At 38.3% G+C, this 17652-nt stretch carries 15 protein-coding genes and 5 pseudogenes; 1 reads left to right on the plus strand and 19 read right to left on the minus strand.

Annotation, left to right across the window (positions count from 1 at the left end; translation table 11 throughout):
- The first annotated feature begins 23 nt into the window (after positions 1-23).
- Positions 24-633, plus strand: a pseudogene (locus DWV68_RS14995) (ISL3 family transposase).
- Between the two features lie 144 nt (positions 634-777).
- Here the strand turns inward: DWV68_RS14995 and ftsH are convergent.
- The 19 genes and pseudogenes from ftsH to DWV68_RS10185 all read right to left on the minus strand — a co-directional run.
- Positions 778-2592: an ATP-dependent zinc metalloprotease FtsH gene (ftsH, locus tag DWV68_RS10090; protein WP_118542252.1), complete on the minus strand. Its 1815-nt coding sequence runs from the start codon at positions 2590-2592 to the stop codon at positions 778-780.
- Between the two features lie 50 nt (positions 2593-2642).
- A pseudogene (locus DWV68_RS10095) lies at positions 2643-3251 on the minus strand (linear amide C-N hydrolase); the annotation flags it as partial.
- Between the two features lie 277 nt (positions 3252-3528).
- Positions 3529-3612 (minus strand): annotated as a pseudogene (locus tag DWV68_RS10100) (CDP-alcohol phosphatidyltransferase family protein); the annotation flags it as partial.
- A complete protein-coding gene (locus tag DWV68_RS10105; RefSeq protein ID WP_118057504.1) occupies positions 3597-4646 on the minus strand; it encodes an FUSC family protein in 1050 nt (349 codons plus the stop codon). The gene DWV68_RS10105 and the pseudogene DWV68_RS10100, both read right to left, overlap by 16 nt.
- 31 nt (positions 4647-4677) lie before the next feature.
- Positions 4678-5721 (minus strand): HAMP domain-containing sensor histidine kinase, encoded by a 1044-nt coding sequence (locus DWV68_RS10110; protein ID WP_118665700.1) that lies wholly within the window; start codon positions 5719-5721, stop codon positions 4678-4680.
- Positions 5721-6431 (minus strand): response regulator transcription factor, encoded by a 711-nt coding sequence (locus DWV68_RS10115; RefSeq protein WP_117699027.1) that lies wholly within the window; start codon positions 6429-6431, stop codon positions 5721-5723. The genes DWV68_RS10110 and DWV68_RS10115 overlap by 1 nt, the downstream gene beginning before the upstream one ends.
- Positions 6410-7843, minus strand: a complete 1434-nt coding sequence (locus DWV68_RS10120) for a phospholipase D family protein (RefSeq protein ID WP_118057502.1) — start codon at positions 7841-7843, stop codon at positions 6410-6412. The genes DWV68_RS10115 and DWV68_RS10120 overlap by 22 nt, the downstream gene beginning before the upstream one ends.
- Before the next feature lie 196 nt (positions 7844-8039).
- Positions 8040-9599 carry a cardiolipin synthase gene (gene cls / locus DWV68_RS10125; RefSeq protein WP_118057501.1) on the minus strand — a complete coding sequence of 520 codons (1560 nt, stop codon included), beginning with the start codon at positions 9597-9599 and terminating at the stop codon, positions 8040-8042.
- A gap of 35 nt (positions 9600-9634) precedes the next feature.
- Entirely contained in the window at positions 9635-10315 is a 681-nt protein-coding gene (locus DWV68_RS10130; RefSeq protein ID WP_118057500.1) for a GTP pyrophosphokinase, read from the minus strand.
- Between the two features lie 38 nt (positions 10316-10353).
- Positions 10354-10479, minus strand: a pseudogene (locus tag DWV68_RS10135) (choloylglycine hydrolase); the annotation flags it as partial.
- Between the two features lie 322 nt (positions 10480-10801).
- On the minus strand, positions 10802-11566 hold the full coding sequence (locus DWV68_RS10145; RefSeq protein ID WP_242988791.1) for an SdpI family protein: 765 nt from the start codon (positions 11564-11566) through the stop codon (positions 10802-10804).
- 176 nt (positions 11567-11742) lie between these two features.
- Complete coding sequence (locus tag DWV68_RS10150) at positions 11743-12147, minus strand: arsenate reductase ArsC (RefSeq protein ID WP_117699022.1); 405 nt, start codon at positions 12145-12147, stop codon at positions 11743-11745.
- Positions 12140-12694 (minus strand): DUF5714 domain-containing protein, encoded by a 555-nt coding sequence (locus DWV68_RS10155; RefSeq protein ID WP_015526525.1) that lies wholly within the window; start codon positions 12692-12694, stop codon positions 12140-12142. The genes DWV68_RS10150 and DWV68_RS10155 overlap by 8 nt, the downstream gene beginning before the upstream one ends.
- Positions 12691-12930: a hypothetical protein gene (locus DWV68_RS15190; protein ID WP_330416233.1), complete on the minus strand. Its 240-nt coding sequence runs from the start codon at positions 12928-12930 to the stop codon at positions 12691-12693. The genes DWV68_RS10155 and DWV68_RS15190 overlap by 4 nt, the downstream gene beginning before the upstream one ends.
- Positions 12931-13158: 228 nt before the next feature.
- On the minus strand, positions 13159-13443 hold the full coding sequence (locus DWV68_RS10165; protein ID WP_117699020.1) for an ArsR/SmtB family transcription factor: 285 nt from the start codon (positions 13441-13443) through the stop codon (positions 13159-13161).
- Positions 13444-13564: 121 nt separating this feature from the next.
- A complete protein-coding gene (locus DWV68_RS10170; RefSeq protein WP_117699019.1) occupies positions 13565-14299 on the minus strand; it encodes a MerR family transcriptional regulator in 735 nt (244 codons plus the stop codon).
- A 37-nt stretch (positions 14300-14336) separates the two neighbouring features.
- Entirely contained in the window at positions 14337-14672 is a 336-nt protein-coding gene (locus DWV68_RS10175; protein ID WP_117842336.1) for a cysteine hydrolase family protein, read from the minus strand.
- A gap of 136 nt (positions 14673-14808) precedes the next feature.
- A complete protein-coding gene (locus tag DWV68_RS10180; RefSeq protein WP_117699365.1) occupies positions 14809-16515 on the minus strand; it encodes a methyl-accepting chemotaxis protein in 1707 nt (568 codons plus the stop codon).
- A gap of 379 nt (positions 16516-16894) precedes the next feature.
- Positions 16895-17251, minus strand: a pseudogene (locus tag DWV68_RS10185) (ParA family protein); the annotation flags it as partial.
- Positions 17252-17652 lie beyond the last annotated feature (401 nt).

Below are 17652 nucleotides of genomic sequence, written 5' to 3' on the forward strand. Positions count from 1 at the left end.
CTGTCACAAGTCATGTCCTGTTTATGACAAACATTCCAGCAGACCAACCACTTGGAGGGGGCTGGGAAACTGTAGGCCGCTGTGTCAATCGTGCTCTTCATGATTTAGAACCGGAGCGCTCAAGAAGACTTGATGGTCTGGTTAATATCGGCATTGACGAAACCAGTTACAAAAAGGGGCACAAGTACATTACAGTAATTGTTAATCACGATACCAACACAGTGGTATGGGCATCGGAAGGCCATGGAGTTTTATAAACAGCTTACTCCAGAGCAGCTATCCAGCATCAAGGTTGTTACAGGTGATGGTGCCAAATGGATCACCGAGTGTGTAAATGAATACACTCCTGACTGCGCCCGTTGTGTTGATTCCTTTCACGTAATCGAGTGGGCTATGACAGTTCTCGATGAAGTCAGAAAAGATATCTGGCATGATGCCTACAGCGAATATAAGCAGGTCAAAAAAGATAATCCATGTGGCAAGGGTCGTCCTAAAAAGGATGATCCTGAACTTGCTATTGTGAAAGCAGCTAAAGCTAAAGCAGATGAGATAAAAGGCTCTGCATACATGATAAAGGTTCTCTGTTTCCTTTTTGATACCAAATATCATATGCATTATATAATATCTTTCTAAACTCTTCCATGTTTCTATTATTGATAGTATTAAAATCTCCTATGAGAATATACTCTTCGTTAGAATGTTTCTGTAAAAATGAATACAATTCATTCCAAAATTGTTCATCATATTTGGGTGGAATTGGTTATCTAATTAACTACATTATTTTCTATCTAAAATATCCATAAATTCGTCACCTGTAATTGTTTCCTTCTCATACAGGTACATAGCCAGTTCGTCCAGTTTTTCCCTGTTTTCAGCAAGGATTTTTCTTGCTTTTTCATGCTCTGCTTTTACGAGCTGCACGACTTTTTCATCAATTTCCTTCTGGGTATCTGCGGAACAGGAAAGAGACGTATCTCCGCCAAGATACTGGTTGGTCACGTTTTCCATTGCCACCATGTCGAATTCATCTGTCATGCCGTAGCGGGTGATCATCGCTCTTGCAATTTTTGTTGCCTGTTCGATATCATTGGAGGCTCCGGTCGTGATCTCACCAAATACGATCTCCTCTGCCGCACGTCCGCCTGTAAATGTAGCAATCTTATTCTCAAGTTCTTTTTTCGTCATCAGATATTTATCACCCTGCTCAACCTGCATAGTGTAGCCGAGTGCACCTGAGGTACGCGGGATGATCGTAATCTTCTGGACCGGTGCTGAATGACTCTGTAATGCAGCTACCAGAGCGTGTCCTATCTCATGATATGCAACAACCTTCTTCTCCTGATCTGAAAGAACCGCATTCTTCTTCTGATATCCTGCAATAACCACTTCTATACTTTCTTCGAGATCAGATTCATTTACAACGGTCCTTCCACTACGGACAGCACGTAATGCTGCTTCATTTATAATATTGGCAAGCTCCGCACCGGATGCACCGGATGCCATACGTGCAATCGTATGCAGGTCAACATCATCAGATGCTTTTATCTTCTTTGCATGAACCTTTAAAATTGCTTCACGGCCTGCAAGATCCGGCAGTTCAACCGGCACACGCCTGTCAAAACGTCCCGGACGTGTAAGTGCCGGATCTAACGACTCCGGACGGTTCGTTGCAGCAAGAATGATGACACCATTATTTCCTTCAAATCCGTCCATCTCTGTAAGAAGCTGGTTTAAGGTCTGCTCCCTCTCATCATTTCCGCCCATTTGTCCGTCACGCTTTTTACCAATGGCATCAATTTCATCAATAAACACGATACATGGTGCCTTTTCCTTTGCCTGTCCGAAAAGATCTCGAACTTTGGAAGCTCCCATACCGACAAACATCTCAACAAATTCTGATCCGGACATTGAGAAAAATGGTACATTTGATTCACCTGCAACTGCTTTTGCAAGCATTGTTTTGCCGGTTCCCGGAGGTCCTACAAGAAGGACACCTTTTGGCATAGACGCACCTACATCGGTATACTTCTTCGGATTGTGAAGATAATCAACGATCTCTGAAAGGTTTTCTTTCGCCTCATCTTCTCCTGCAACATCTGAAAAACGGATTCCCTCACTGGATTGCACATAAATCTTCGCATTGCTTTTTCCCATTCCAAAAGCCATCGAATTTTTTCCTCCGGCATGCTCCATCAGTTTCTTCGCCATATAATTTCCCAGTGCGATAAAAAGGATCAATGGCAAAAACCCGGTCAGCAGGAAGCTGATGATTGGTGACATCTGCTTATCGATATCTTTTGCGAATACTGCTCCACATTCATATAGCCTGTCCGTCAGGTTCGGATCGTTCATCAGACCTGTTTTATAAATATTTTTTTGATCTTTATCTGTAAAGATGATCTGATTGTCCTTAACTTCTACTTCACCGATATTCTTCTTCTCGATCATGCTCATAAAAGTTCCATAATCCGTTTCCTTTACCTGATGCTCCATAAGGATTGGTGTGACAACCAGATTAAATACGATCAGCACTATTAACACAATCCCATAATAATATGCCAGTGGTTTTTTCGGTGTTTTAACTTCTTTCATGGTCTTTCCTCCTGTTGTTCTGCGTTATGCTTTCTCCGTGCATTTTCGTATTATTTATTCTGCCATCTGACTTCGCCCTTGGACAGAAGCGGATAACAGATCAGCTGATCTGAATCCAGATTTTCGGCATGCATGTCAACCGCTGTGATCTGATGATTATCATAAGTCGTATAATAATAAATACCTTTTGCTGTATTACAACAGGACGTGTATATCGTGATCTCATATTTGCCTTCTGTCACCTCACAGCATCCACGTTGCTGATCTACGGATCCTAAGATATGAAAGAACTGGCTTACACTCTCATCCTCTTCTTCACCGGAGATCGAATTTAATTTTGTAAAGGCAACTTTCACAAATCTTGACTGGCTGGAAAGATCTCCAGGTATTCCCATTCCACCCATTCCTCTGCTATATGCATCAAGCTGTAATACTCCTGCAAAAGTACTCTCCGGCTGTTTTCTGGATACTCCGGCATAATTATTAAGTGCAAACATCTGACCCGGGAATGGTGGATTATTGGTAAGCACTCCTACCGGATTATCATATACATGCAGCCCATCCTTCATAGACTCAACAACAATACAGGAGTCTTTGTCTGCAATGATCCAGTGAAGCTGTGCTGTCGGCAGCTGTTCGCTGAATGCTGTGCCTGTCAGGTACAATCGAAAATACCCTATCCACCTCCGTCCAAAGAGAAATAGGGATTTCATGTATCGGGTTGCATAAATCTCGTTACCATTATACTGCATTATAAGGCAGATAAGCAATCTGTCTTTTTGTCATAAAAAACCTTATCTAAATGACATTGAATGATTTATTTTCTATCTAAAATTTTATTAAACCGACTAAAGACTCCATAGTTTGTGTGTTTGACTTACTGTTTATATCTATCTTCTCCTAAATATTTTTCTAGTCATTGCAATATAAAATTGCTTATACAGTCTCTCCCTTAAGAGTCCTGGTATTCTGGATAATATACAGAGCGACCAATATGACCATCATTATAGCGCACTTTCCTTTTTTTTAGACATAAACCAATAAAATATAACACAAAATGCTAAAGCAAACACAACACCAAAAACATTTTGAATCACTCTAAGACTAACCGCTCCTTTTAATCCATAACTTTCCGCAGCAATTGCGAGAGCGCCAAAGGTATTAAATACAGCCTGCCAGCCGTATTGCGCTGAAAATCCTACACCAATTCCACCAAGAATTCCTATATAAGCATAGATGGATGATGGAAGCAGAAAATATAATACGGTGAAGCATATAACACCTACAATATTTCCGACAATCCTTTTACGGACTCTGTATTGCATGTCTTCCACAAACGGCAAAATTGCTGACATAGCCGCAATACCAGCCCACATTGCACGTGGCATATTACAAAGTTCTGCAATACAAAGGACAATCGGTACGCATAAAATCTGACATATCTGCCATTTTGTTCTGGAAGAAGTGATATCAAATTCTTGTATCAGATCTTTCAGATTTCTTTTATAAGTTCTGTTTTTATGATTTCGATAAAATACGAAGCAGGTAAGTGCTGCACCTAAAGCCATTCCGACTAATCGCATCTGATAGCTTTTTCCCGTAACATCATAACCATATAGCAGCAGATACCCAAGAACCAATGTAGATTGATTAAACATGAATGGATTATGGCATCCGAACAGAATCAACACAGCCAGTGCCGCAATATTTAACAGCATTCCCAATACCGGTGAAAACTGATTTGCTAAATGCGGACATACAGTCATAATTACAAAGAACAAAGCCAAAAGCATCGTAGATTGTCCGGTGTGGATCCCCAGATCCGCATTCCGAAATACCATAAGGCATAATAAGACTACTACACCTACAATGCTATTCTCATTTCCAAATAAGATACTGAAAATAGTAACAAATAAAAAACAAAATGCCATTGTAACAGCTATCTTCACCAGATATACCCACATATGATATAATTTTTCTTTTCGTGTTTCACTCTTTTTCAACAGGTTTTTAGAACCTGCCTGATTTAACTGCAATTCCTGATAAAATGTCATGTAATTCCTCCTCTATCTGTTTTTCTTAAACTTATATGGCCTCATCTTTCTGTATTGGAAGCTCTACAACAAATCTGCATCCACCATATTCACGGTTTTCTGCTTTGATTGTTCCTCCGGCACTATCTACAATCCGTTTTACAAGTGCAAGACCTAGGCCATTTCCTTCTGCTTTATGAGATCCATCTACCTGATAGAACTTGTCAAATATTCTGGATTTTACATCATCCTCTATTCCCGGTCCTTCATCTTCCAGAATGAACTTAACAGAATCCTGTTCTTGTTTCAGAAACATCGTAATTGTCCCCTTTGAAGGGCTGAACTTAATCGCATTATCCAAAAGATTTATCCAGATATGCATAAAAAGTCCTTCATTCCCAGTATATTTAACTTCCTCCAATTCTACCTGAAAACCAATTTCTTTTTCTGTCCATTTTGTTTCCAATGAAAGAAATGCCTGGCGGATCTGTTCATCCAGACGATATTCTGTTTTTTTCATTGGTATATTCTGATTCTCTAACTTGGATAACAGCAAAATATTACCAACCAATCCGGAAAGTCTTTGGGTGTTAAATAAGATTTTTTCTACATATTCCTCTTGATCCGGAGACAGTTCTTCTCCCTGAAGCAGCATTGTATATCCTTCAATGGCATTAATCGGGGTCTTAAACTCATGAGAAACATTAGATACAAAATCCATCTGCAGCATCTCTGTTGCACGAAGTTCTTTTGTCATAACGTTAAAACTTTGATAAGATTCTCCAACTTCTGCTATACGGCTGTTCGTTTCCAAATGCTGTTCAAAATCTCCCCGAGAAACTTCCTTCATTGCTTTACTAAGTCTGGTAATTGGTTCCAGTAACTTTGCATTGATAAAAGAAGTGATCAGCCCTGCAATCAATGTATTGAAAATCAAAAGCCAGCCAAGCACAGGTATGCTGTCCGGCAGATTAAAAAAATGATTCAAAAAAGCAAATAATAAAGCAGATATGACTGTTGAAAATACAAGTGCCAGCCAGATTGCACCAGTCAGACAGGATCGGATCCGCAATCCTTTTTCTTTCTTTTGTTTCATTATTTTTTCACCACCTTGTATCCAATTCCACGCATTGTTACGATTTCAAAATCAGGGTTATCTTTAAAACGCTCTCTGATTCTTCCTATATGTACCTCTATCGTATGTGGGTCTGCCTCCGTCTCGTATCCCCATACTTCATCCATCAACTGTTGTTTTGTAAATGTTCTGCCTGGCGAAGCTGCAAGCTTATATAAAAGCAGGAATTCTTTTTTAGGCAAAACAAGACTTTCCTTATCAGTTGTAACCGTCATTGCATCATAATCAAACTCTGTTGAACCGATCACAATTTTGTGTTCATTCAGTATCTGTGCACGGCGAAGCAGTGCTCCGACTCTTAAAACCATTTCATTCACATTTACCGGTTTTACCATATAATCGTCACTTCCCGAAAGAAATCCCTGGCGCATATCATCAAAGGAACCTTTCGCAGTGATCATAAGTACCGGTATCTGATATCCTGCTGAACGAAGTTCTGACACCAGTTCATAACCATCCATAACCGGCATCATAATATCAGAAATGATCAGATCAATATATTCCTTATCCAATATTTCTAATGCCTGTGCTCCATCCGATGCACTTTTGACTTGATATCCATTCTTCTCAAGCACTTTTTGGAATAGCTGGCTTAATTCTTTATCATCTTCTACAATCAATATTTGAAACACGTTTTCCTTCCTCCTTATTAAAACAGATACCTTGCCCATCCAAGCAGATGCTGTACTAAAAATATTTTTCTCTGACGTTTCTTTGTTAATTCGATTGGCTCTACATGATATGGATCATTATAAGTTCCGCCTTCTAATATCTGACGGGACACTTTTTCATATTCCATCATGCCCTCTTCCAACTGTTTATTAATATCTTTACTGCGTATTACAAGCATCAGTTCCGTATCCAGATATGTACTTCTCATGTCCATATTAAAGGAACCGATTACAGACAGATCATCGTCAATCAGAATACTTTTTCCGTGGTATGAATAGCCGCCTTCATACTCCCAGATATCAATTCCTGTATTTAAAATTCTGTTTCTGTTTCTCGCATAATCAGCAGAACCAAACGGATTTCCATTGTTGGCAACCGAATTGGTCATGATAGAAAATTCCGGAACTCTCTCCGCAATCTCTTTCCATGTATTATACATCATATCATTGCAGATAATATATGGTGTATGAATTTTCACGCGCTCTTTTGCATTTTTCATTAGTTCTCCCAACTGATACCACACTACTGGTTCTTTGGGACCTGTGTGGATAGGATTTGACACTAATGCAATCTTTTCTGTCTCAAAAGTTTCGTCCGTGTAATCGGTATCGCAGATTCTTTCCTTATTCTCTTCAAAATATTTCTGATAGCCGTTCTGCAGCTCTAAAACTGCGTTCTTTACAGATTTTCTATTTGCCAGTTTTTTATTGTTATGAAAATAACCACTGTCTTCCTGATTCCATATGGTTTCAAAATACTCTGACAACTGGTTAACTGAATTTTCTTTCTCAGGTTCATCGCAAACCACTAACACGTCTCTGTCATAGTTCTTATGTCCCGGAAAATCACCCAGGAAATAATTGTATGTATTTCTTCCCCCAAGAATATATCTCTTTCCATCTGCAATCAAATATTTATCATGCATTCTACCCATCATTTTCCACGGTTTCAACGGATTGGCCTTATTATATAGTTTAATTTCAACATTCTCATGGGAAGATAATCCATAGAAATACGGATTTCCTTCCATATCAATCCAGCTCTCCATTCCATCTACTAACAGACGAATATGTACACCTCTGTCTGCCGCATCATGCAGTGCTCCTAAAATCAATTTTCCACTTTCATCGGATTGAAATGCAAAAGTAGAAAGAATAATTTCCTTTTTTGCATTCTTGATCAAACGCACTCTTTGTAAAAGCGCTTCTGGATTCTTTTCTATGATTACTGCCCGTTCTGTATTTTCACTGCATTCGTTCCATGACCCATTTTTTGTTTCTTTTTTGGTTGTATTGGACACTTCCGGCTGCTTTTTATATGCAACGCAGATTCCGAGCAATTCATAAAAAGCCACACATAAAAAAATTGTCAGTATAACAAGAAGGATTTTACATATTTTATGCTTTTTCATTGTACATCACCTGATTCCTTTTTTTCATACTTATACAATACAAAGTCAATCTCAATTTAACCTCAACAAGGTTTGTTTTTTTCATCCATGCAAAATCTTCTTTGTACAACAGACTGTTAGATATAACAAAAACGACCTTTCAAAAACAGTTAACTTCTAAATCAACTGTTTTTTGAAAGGTCGTTTCATCAGATTCTTATAGCAATCCAGCAAATAATCTCATAAATAATTGTCCCAGTCGCAAATATGCACTTCGTCCGGTTTGATATTGGTCTGTCACATCACGACATTCTCCCATCGTTCTTATCAGATCATTTTTTATTTCCACAACTGCCTGACAATCTACCATAAAACAGCCGTTTTCAAAATGGTGATATAAACTTCGATAATCCAGATTAATTGTTCCACAAGTTGCCATACAGTCATCTGCCACACTCATTTTTGCATGACAGAAACCAGGAGTCCACTCATAAACACGAACACCATGTTTAACTAATCCATGATAAAAAGAACGAGTTATATTATAAATGAATTTTTTATCAGGGATACCAGGTGTGATAATTCTTACGTCTACCCCTCGCTTAGCAGCCAAGCATAACGCATGCGTCATTTCATCTGTTATGATTAGATATGGAGTCATAAACCAACAATATTTTTCAGCTTTATTTATCATACTGATATAAACTTCTTCTCCTACTTGCTCATTATCCATAGGGCTGTCTGCATAAGGTTGAACAAACCCAGTTTGCTGTGCCGCATAATCATATTGGAAAAGGTATTTCCTAAAATCAGAATCATTAGCATCCTTATCACTTACTGCATTCCACATTTCCAAAAATGTCACCGTAAGCGACTGAACAGCATCTCCTTCTAAACGAATACCTGTATCTTTCCACTGTCCATACGGGTGTGTGTAATTAAAATATTCGTTTGCTAGATTATATCCACCTGTAAATCCGACTTTTCCATCAATAACTGTTATTTTTCTATGATCACGATTGTTCAAAAACAGATTTAAACCTGGCATAAACGGATTGAATACACGGCAATGAATTCCTATTGCCTCCATCTTTTTCACAAAATCTGTGTTAATAAAGCCTATAGAACCCATATCATCGTAGAATACTCTAACTTCCACACCTGCTTTTACTCGCTCTTCCAGAACATCTTGAATCTTATGCCATGCTTCAGCGTCTTCTATCGCATGATATTCCATAAAGATAAACTTCTGTGCTTTCTCCAAATCCTTAAGCTGTGCCTCTAATCCTTTCACTGCTTCATCAAAATACACAATATCCGTATTCTGATAGATTGGATACTGCGAATTTCTTTGTATGTAACTTGCTATATTTCCTGCTTTCGGAATTGTTTCTTTTATTCTGCTCAAACACTCCTGACTGTCCGGAAGCATTGGTAACAATTTGCTATCAATTTCTGCATATCGCTCACGCATTTTATGTGTGCCACCATTCAAACCAATCAACAAATACAGGCCTACACCCATAATTGGGAAAATTAGAATTAAGATGACCCAAGGCATTTTCATAGAGGATGTCTTATTTGATGCGTACAATCCCAAAACCAAGATCCCACTCAAAATCCTTGTAAATAAATTTATGATTTCTGCATATTCATTCAAGCGTGTTACGATAGTAATAATAAAAATCACTTCCAGAAGAATGCAGATTATGGAAAAACACAGCCGTTTTACCCCATTTTTTGTTTTTGCTTTGCCTTCTAAAGTATCTTGTTTCATATATATTCCACCTTCCTACTTGCTCAGTTTTCTCCCTAAATTTCGTGAAACATACCAATTTTGTCTTTTATTCTCTGCATTTCATTATCTGCTTCAATGATAGCTCTTGCAGAATGAAGTAATTCTTCACTTATCTCATCATAGCCAGGCATTTCTTCAATTCCTTTTTTATAGCGAAGTTGATGTTCCAATGTTGCCCAGAAATCCATACCATTGGTTCGAATCTGTAATTCTACACGCATAGGTGTTTTACCCTTAGCAAAAAATACTGGTATTTCAACAATCATATGATAGCTTCGATAACCATTCGATTTTGGATTTTTTATATAATCTTTTATTTCAATAACTTTAATATCATCCTGTTGGGTAATCAAATCTGATATCATATAAATATCGTCAATAAACGCACAAACTATTCGAACGCCTGCTACATCATTGAGATATGTCTGTATATTTTCTGTTGTAAATTCATATCCCATCTTCTGCAGTTTATCGTAAATACTATTGGGCTTCTTAATTCTTGTTTTTATAAAAGAAATAGGATTTCGATTGTTCTCAACTGAAAATTCATCATCCAAAACCTCAAGTTTAGTTTGTATCTCCCGAATAGCACAACGATACATCATCATTAAATTATAAAATTTTGTAGCATTATTTAAAAACTGTAGTGATTCCGGACTGTCCATCCTAAGTTTTTTTACTTCATCTTTTGTCATGGAACTTTCCTTTCTACCTCATCCCTGATTTCAAAACATTATTTATTTTGATAGTTGATTCTTTCTCCTTGAATTACTGGATAACAAATCATTTTATCACTATCCAGATTTTCTACATGCATATCTACTGCACTGATCTGATGGTTTTCATAAGTATTATAATAAATTCTCCGCAAACCATTGAAAACACTGGATTTGTCGCAGGTGAGCTTTCCCTTATTGTTTCCCTTGTGTTATATCGTCCCACCAGTGTTTACGAACTCTGATAAGGGAAAATACAAGGGCACAAGAGGTCCGGTGGACCTCTGCTCTGTGCCGACCGAAGCGGCAGCGGAGACCAAAAAAATTATATAAAACAGTATAACACAAAATAAAAGTGACATGGTGAACTGATTGAAATGCTTCTGATTTTTGTAGCAAATAATTGATTGAACGATAAGGAGATAAGATACGATGAGAATAATTTCTTCTCAGCGTTTCCGACAACTATTTTCTTTCCTTTGACACCTTCTCACTTATTCTCTGATAGATTTCCCTTGTCTCTGCGTCATTTTCCCCATTTACAACTAATATTTTTCCATCTATGTTCACGACAACATATGAATGGCAGGAGGCATGAGTGTAGCGGATATAATCTCCGAAGATATCGTTTTTGAAGTTTCCCATAGCATACTTCAGGTTTCCAAAACCATTAGTTCTGTAATCTTTATCGTTCTGCAATACATTTTCTTCATAAGAAATGCTGTCAATTTGCGAATACTCCCCTGTATAATCATTCCATCCTTTTGCTTCAATGTTAAAATCACGATCATTACAACGAATCTGAATGCTTCCCCAAAACAAAGTCCATATAGTAAACACAATAACGGAAATTGCGATGATCAGATATATCACACTTTTTTTTTTATTATACTGAATTTTTAAGCCTTCTCCGGTTGCCAGCTTTTTCTTATAAAAAAGGTAGGAGTAGAGAATGCTAATGATTGCAGCTGCCATAATACTTATAATATACACAACCAGTGCAGCCATGCTTTCCCCAAAAAGTCCACAAATCATACATAAAATACCTGATGCCATCCATAATTTGCCGCTGAATCTATGTGTTGCATTCCAGTTTTCTTCATCCATTAAAGACCATACAACTCTTATTCCTATGGTATTATTCTGTTTCACTTTTGGCAAATAATTTCCAATAACCATAAACAGCAGTCCAGTTCTATAGTAAATTACTGCCATAAACAGATTTTCCATATCTGCTCCCATATTGACCAGTCTTGCAATACCATTATAGAGTAATGTTATAATTTTCTTATTAGATTAGCTATATTATAACGTGCTGTAGGTTGGATGTCGATGATTTTTTGACCATATTTATTGTTTTATATGTTACTTCTCTATTAGTTCTGCAAACTTGAATCTGATGCTGTCTACCTCTTATCCAATCCATTTTTTAATTTCAAAATATCTTTTCTGATTTTTTCAATGACTATCTTAAATTCCTCATCACTTTTTCCTGTTGGATCTTCAAGTCCCCAGTTATCATCAAACGGTCTTCCTATAAATGGACATCCCACATTACACCCCATTGATATTGCAATATCCGGATTTGGAATATCACTAACCAGCTTACTGAACTGTCCATCTGCTTCCATATCTATATTATATAATTCCTTCATAATACGGACAGCATCTTGGTTAATCTGTGGTTTTGTTTCTGTACCCGCCGAATAACTTTGAAACACATCTGATGCCAGATGTCTTCCAAAAGCCTCAGCAATCTGACTTCGGCAGGAATTATGGACACAAATAAATGCCACTTTTACATTACTCATGAAATGGACACCTCTCCTTTATACACTGCTCATTAAAATCTGTGAATCCACATTGCATTTGTTCGTATTGCAATGTTACTCCATAATGAGCATTCACATAATCAATACCATTCTTAAATGCTATCATTGCATCTCTCTTGCAGCACCTTGGTCCGTTTATGGCTCCTAATTCTCCGATTGCTTTCGAGGTAAACTGCATATGATTTCCCCATGTTCCATCTGTTGAAAGCGGACCTGTTCCGTCGATGATTGCAAGTGCAGCGCCAATGGATGTAATTGCTCCGCATATTCCCCATAAACCGCACATTGCTCCCGGCATCCGAAGTCCTTCTGACATCAGCCTGTCCAATGCCTGTTCTAAGTCTATCTCTCCACCTGCGTTTTTGTAGGCTACTAGCAAACTTGCACCATCTAATATATGGTGTTCCGGTCCATGAATGCTGATATATTCCTTCTCTGCAATCTGCTTAAAAATAACAACCGGATTTGTTCCCTGTTCTTTCTTTATATCTTTTACAATCAGTTCTGCTTTTTCTCTTACTGTCATAGAAACCTTCCTTTCGTCTTATTTGCAATTCTTACAAGCATAAGCATTACCGGAACTTCTGTTAAGACACCCACAGTAGTAGCAAGTGCAGCCTCACTTGTTGTTCCAAACAATGCAATCGCCACTGCCACCGCAAGTTCAAAGAAATCAGATGCTCCTATCATTCCTGCAGGTGTTGCAATATTGTGTGGCAGTTTTAACAGATAACACGCTACGTATGCGATTCCAAAGATCAAAAATGTCTGAATTATCAAAGGTATTGCAATCAGTATTATGTGTATAGGATTTTTCAGAATAACTTCCGACTGAAACATAAATATCAGCACTAATGTCAATAGTAATCATCATTGGATAAATCATAATCCAGATTAATACAGCCATAGGAATAGATATCCCTGCATATTCAAACTCATTTAATATATTGGGTATCATCGGGAAAAAATGTCCTATGGATACATCGATGATCATGCATAGAATAACCCACATGTCAAACTGCCAATAAAATTCTTGAATTCTAATAAAGTATCACAATTCAAAGAGTAATGATGCCATTTACCTTCTTTGCGATCATTCACCAATCCACATTCCACCAGTATCTTCATATGATGAGACAGGGTTGGCTGTGTAATTTCAAATTTTTCCAAGAGCCTGCATCCACATTTTTCGCCATCTGACAACATTTGCACTATTTCTAATCTGTTTGAATCTCCAAGTGCCTTGCAGATTAATGCAACATTTGTTAGTTCCATTTCATTTACCTCGCATTGATATTTATCTATATGTCTAGATTAACATATACATAGATAATTATCAATGTGTTTTTATAAAATAAAGCCATACATTTTCATGTACAGCTTTAAAAACAGGAAGTTACCTTCTACTCATATAAAATATATCAATAGCATTACTTGCAAACTCTGCTGTGCCAACTCCTCCAACATCATCAATATTTTCCGTAAGTTCTCCTCCACCGGCATACATTCTTCCAAGACCGCATAAAATCTTATCAGAACATGTATAAAAATGATCTGTAATGTAATCCTGAAGTTTCCTTACCTGCAACTGCACCTGTTCATCTTCTGGGTCCATTTCTTTCATTTGTCCGAATTCAACAAATAATTGCATAAACTCATTTGCAACAGTAGCTTCATCGTCTTTCGTCCAGTTCTTTGTTTTCTCTTCAAACTCCTTATACTCAGAGGTTTGTCCCCATTGTTCTTTTGCTCGTTTAGAATACTCATCAATCTTTGTTGTATCAAATACTTTAAAATCCATATATTTCACTCCTATTCCTTTTATTCCTCGAGCGAAACTAATAAGATTTTCAAGATGCTCTTTTTTCATAGTAAGCAATTCAATCTGCTGCTCTAATGCTTTATTCCTGTCAAAGTTAGGGGCATCAATTATCTTTTTAATCTCCTTAAGCGGAAATTCCAATTCTTTAAACAGTAAAATTTGTTGCAGCCTTTCCAAGGATGTATCGTCATACAACCTATAACCTGACTCTGTATATTCAATAGGTTTTAAGAGACCAATGGTATCATAATACTGCAGAGTGCGTATACTCACTCCTGTTAATTTACTTACCTCATTCACTGTCATCATTGTCATTTCCTCCTCTCGATAAACATATCGTAAACTATTACGTTGCGTAGGAGTCAATAGTTCCGATTGCAGCTTCATTCACGATTACTTTATATCCATTTTTTATAGCACCTAATGCTGTCAGTGCAACGCAAGCCCCACCATCTACACCCACAACTTCAACATATTCAATATTGTGTTTTTTCAGCAATATATCAAGTCCAGAATTAGTAAATGCATTACCTTTATATTTTATGAATATATTATCAGATACTATATGCAATTCTTTAGCAAAATCAATATCTTCTGTTCCTTCATATGCATGAAATGGTGCAAACTTATTTATCAGATTCTTCTTCATTACATTTTTTATATAACCTCCTATATCTACCATTACAATTCTAATAGATAATACGGAAATGAAAATTTCAGTTATAATGAAAGTTTTATGTTATAAAAAATACCGATCTTAATTCTCCACTATTTACGGATTATTAAGACCGGTATTTATTTCATTTTTTAATTAGCAATTAATCCCGACGTAGTGTAAACTTTCCTACCAGATCGTTTAATGTATATGCCTGTGCGGATAATTCCTCACTGGTAGCAGACGATTCCTCTGCTCCCGCAGAGTTCGACTGCACTACTTCCGATATCTGATTCACACCAAGTTCTGCCTGTTGCATCGCCTGTGCCTGCGCAGCAGACTCTTCACTCAATCGTTTTGCATCTGTCGCAATCTCCTTGACTCCCGTAACGATCTGCTCCAGAGATTCCGCTGCTACCTCCACTGCCTGGTTGCCATTCTCGATCTCCTGCAGCGATCCCTCGATCAGGCTTCTGGTATCTACTGCCGACTGTGCACTCTGTTCGGCCAGTTTACGGATCTGTTCTGCCACCACTGCAAATCCCCGTCCGGCTTCTCCTGCTCTGGCCGCCTCAATTGCCGCATTCAGAGACAACAGGTTCGTCTGACTCGCAATATCTTCAATGTCAGCAATAATATTCTGTATCTTTTTAGATGTTTCATTGATTCGCTCCATTTCCTCCATCAATGACCTCATCTGCGTATGCCCTGCATCCGCCTGCTGTGCATAATTCTCAGCCTTTTCCGTCGTCCTCTGCAGTTCGCCGGCTGTACGTGACACGGCATCTGTGATATTCGTAATGGTTGCCGTCAGTTCTTCCACAGATCCTGCCTGCTCTGTTGCTCCTTCTGCCAACGCCTGGGCAGATTGTGCAAGATTCTCCGATCCGGCAGATACCTGCTTAGCGGCCTCTTCTACCTGCTGTAAGGTACTGTTCATCTGTCGGTTCATCTTACGCATGGCATCTTTCAGTGCCACAAACTGTCCTACATATTTCTCTTCGATCTTAGTACCGATGGCATAATTACCCTCCGCCATCTGTCCCAATAATTCTCCTGCATCCGTAATGATCAGATTCAGGTCAGCAGCCATGCCTTTTGCGACCTGTATCATATAGGATATCTCATCTTCCGTGTTTCTGTCCGGGAATGCACTATTCAGATCTCCCTGTGCAAAAGTCTGAAGTCGATCTGCCAGCGCTATCATCGGTTCTTCGATATTTCCTGCCATTTTCTTGCCTAATACCACAGAACTCCAGAAAGAGGTCACTACGATAACCAGAATCGCGATCAGCATAAAACGCTCCATATGACGCAGATCTACCTCCGCCTGATCTCCTTTTTCGACGCACAGATTCATCAAGTCTACAAACTCCGCGTATATCCGTTCGTACTGTGCGGTCAGCTCTCCGATATCCAGATCCTGCGCCTTCAGATATCCGTCCTCGTCATCGGAAGTAGCCAGTTCCAATACCTGTGCATCCAATTCCCAGTACCCGTCCAGTTCCTGCAATATTTTATTATAGGCATCCCTGCCTTCGGTGAATTTGATTGAGCGGTTCAATTCATCTATGTAAGCCTCAAACGCTTCCTTTTTCTGGTCATGCAGTTCGATCTGCTTGTCTATCACTGCTTTGTCATCATAGCCTACTACTGCACGTAATGCGCTCCGGCTCTCCGAAAATGCCGCGACCGCTTTACCGATATCTCCCTGTGTAAATCCGTATCGGCTCAATGCCTTTTCATACTGTATCGCTGCGATCAGTAGTACTACGATTCCAATAACTGCCGCAATCGCACCGATTATTGCTACTTTCACAAATCCTTTCGTCAGTTGCTTTTTAATACCTTGTTGCTTTTGTGTGGCCATATAAAGCTCCCCCTAGTTTATCCGTTAAATAAGCTGCCGTGATTGACATCTTTATACAATAGTAGCACATCCCCTTTCATTATTCAACTGTACGAGATGGGTTTCCAGAGATTTTGCAAGACTGAAACTTGACTTTGCAGTTCATGTAACAGTTCTTTCATGTACTCCGACCTCCCATTACATAAAAATCCAGTTTTTCATTTATCATTCTGATTTCTTCGTCTTTAGTCATGTTAAAACCTCCCTACATTATATACATGGCACTTCTCGACAAATTCTTACAAATAACTACAAATTTTTTCACAAGAAACGAAAAAAACGATACTGCATAGATTTCTTACTCCACACAATATCGTTCTTCTATATTTATACTTCCCCGAAGTTCCGGATGATGCAGAAGCTCTACTCTTCCTATTGTCTTGATCAGCTGCTGTAAACCTTTGACCGGAAGGTATGCTGCCTGCACCGGTATCAATACAGAATCTGCACATGCCAATGCATTAATTGTCATCATTCCAAGCGAAGGCATACAATCAATAATGATGAAATCATAAAATTCTCTCAGCCTGTCTACCATAGATCTCAGAATCAGTTCCCTGCTCATGGCATTTACCAAAGACACCTCTATTGCTGATAATTCAATGTTGGCTGGGATAAGGTCTACGCCTTCTTTATGGTGTAAGATTGTCTTTTCTATATTCAGTTTTTCATCATTCACAATGTTCATCATCAGTGTTCTGTCAATGACACTTCCTCCTTTTCCCTGAACGAAAAAAATCGCCCAGACTAGAATTTTTAATCTAATCTGAGCGATGCTTCGTCAGGCCTGTTCTCTTCAAACAAGAAAACCATTTTTACATTCATTGACAACCTAAATCTTATCCTACACTTTAGTTATCTCCATTGGGTGCTTGGATAGATTTAGTTCTCGGTGCCCGTTTTGTCTTTTCGGTGCTCCAATTACTCATTTTTATTTTTTTTCGGTGCTCGCAAGCACCATAAAATAAAAATGCAACAATGAATTTTTACGATCATTGTTGCAAAAAATCGATGTTCCCGGCGGGAATTGAACCCACAACTAGCGCTTAGGAGTTCAAGTCACTACAGAAAATCTATGTTTTTCTTGGTCAACATAAG

The sequence above is a fragment of the Roseburia sp. AF12-17LB genome (assembly GCF_003479605.1).
In the GTDB taxonomy this organism is placed as follows: domain Bacteria; phylum Bacillota; class Clostridia; order Lachnospirales; family Lachnospiraceae; genus Roseburia_C; species Roseburia_C amylophila.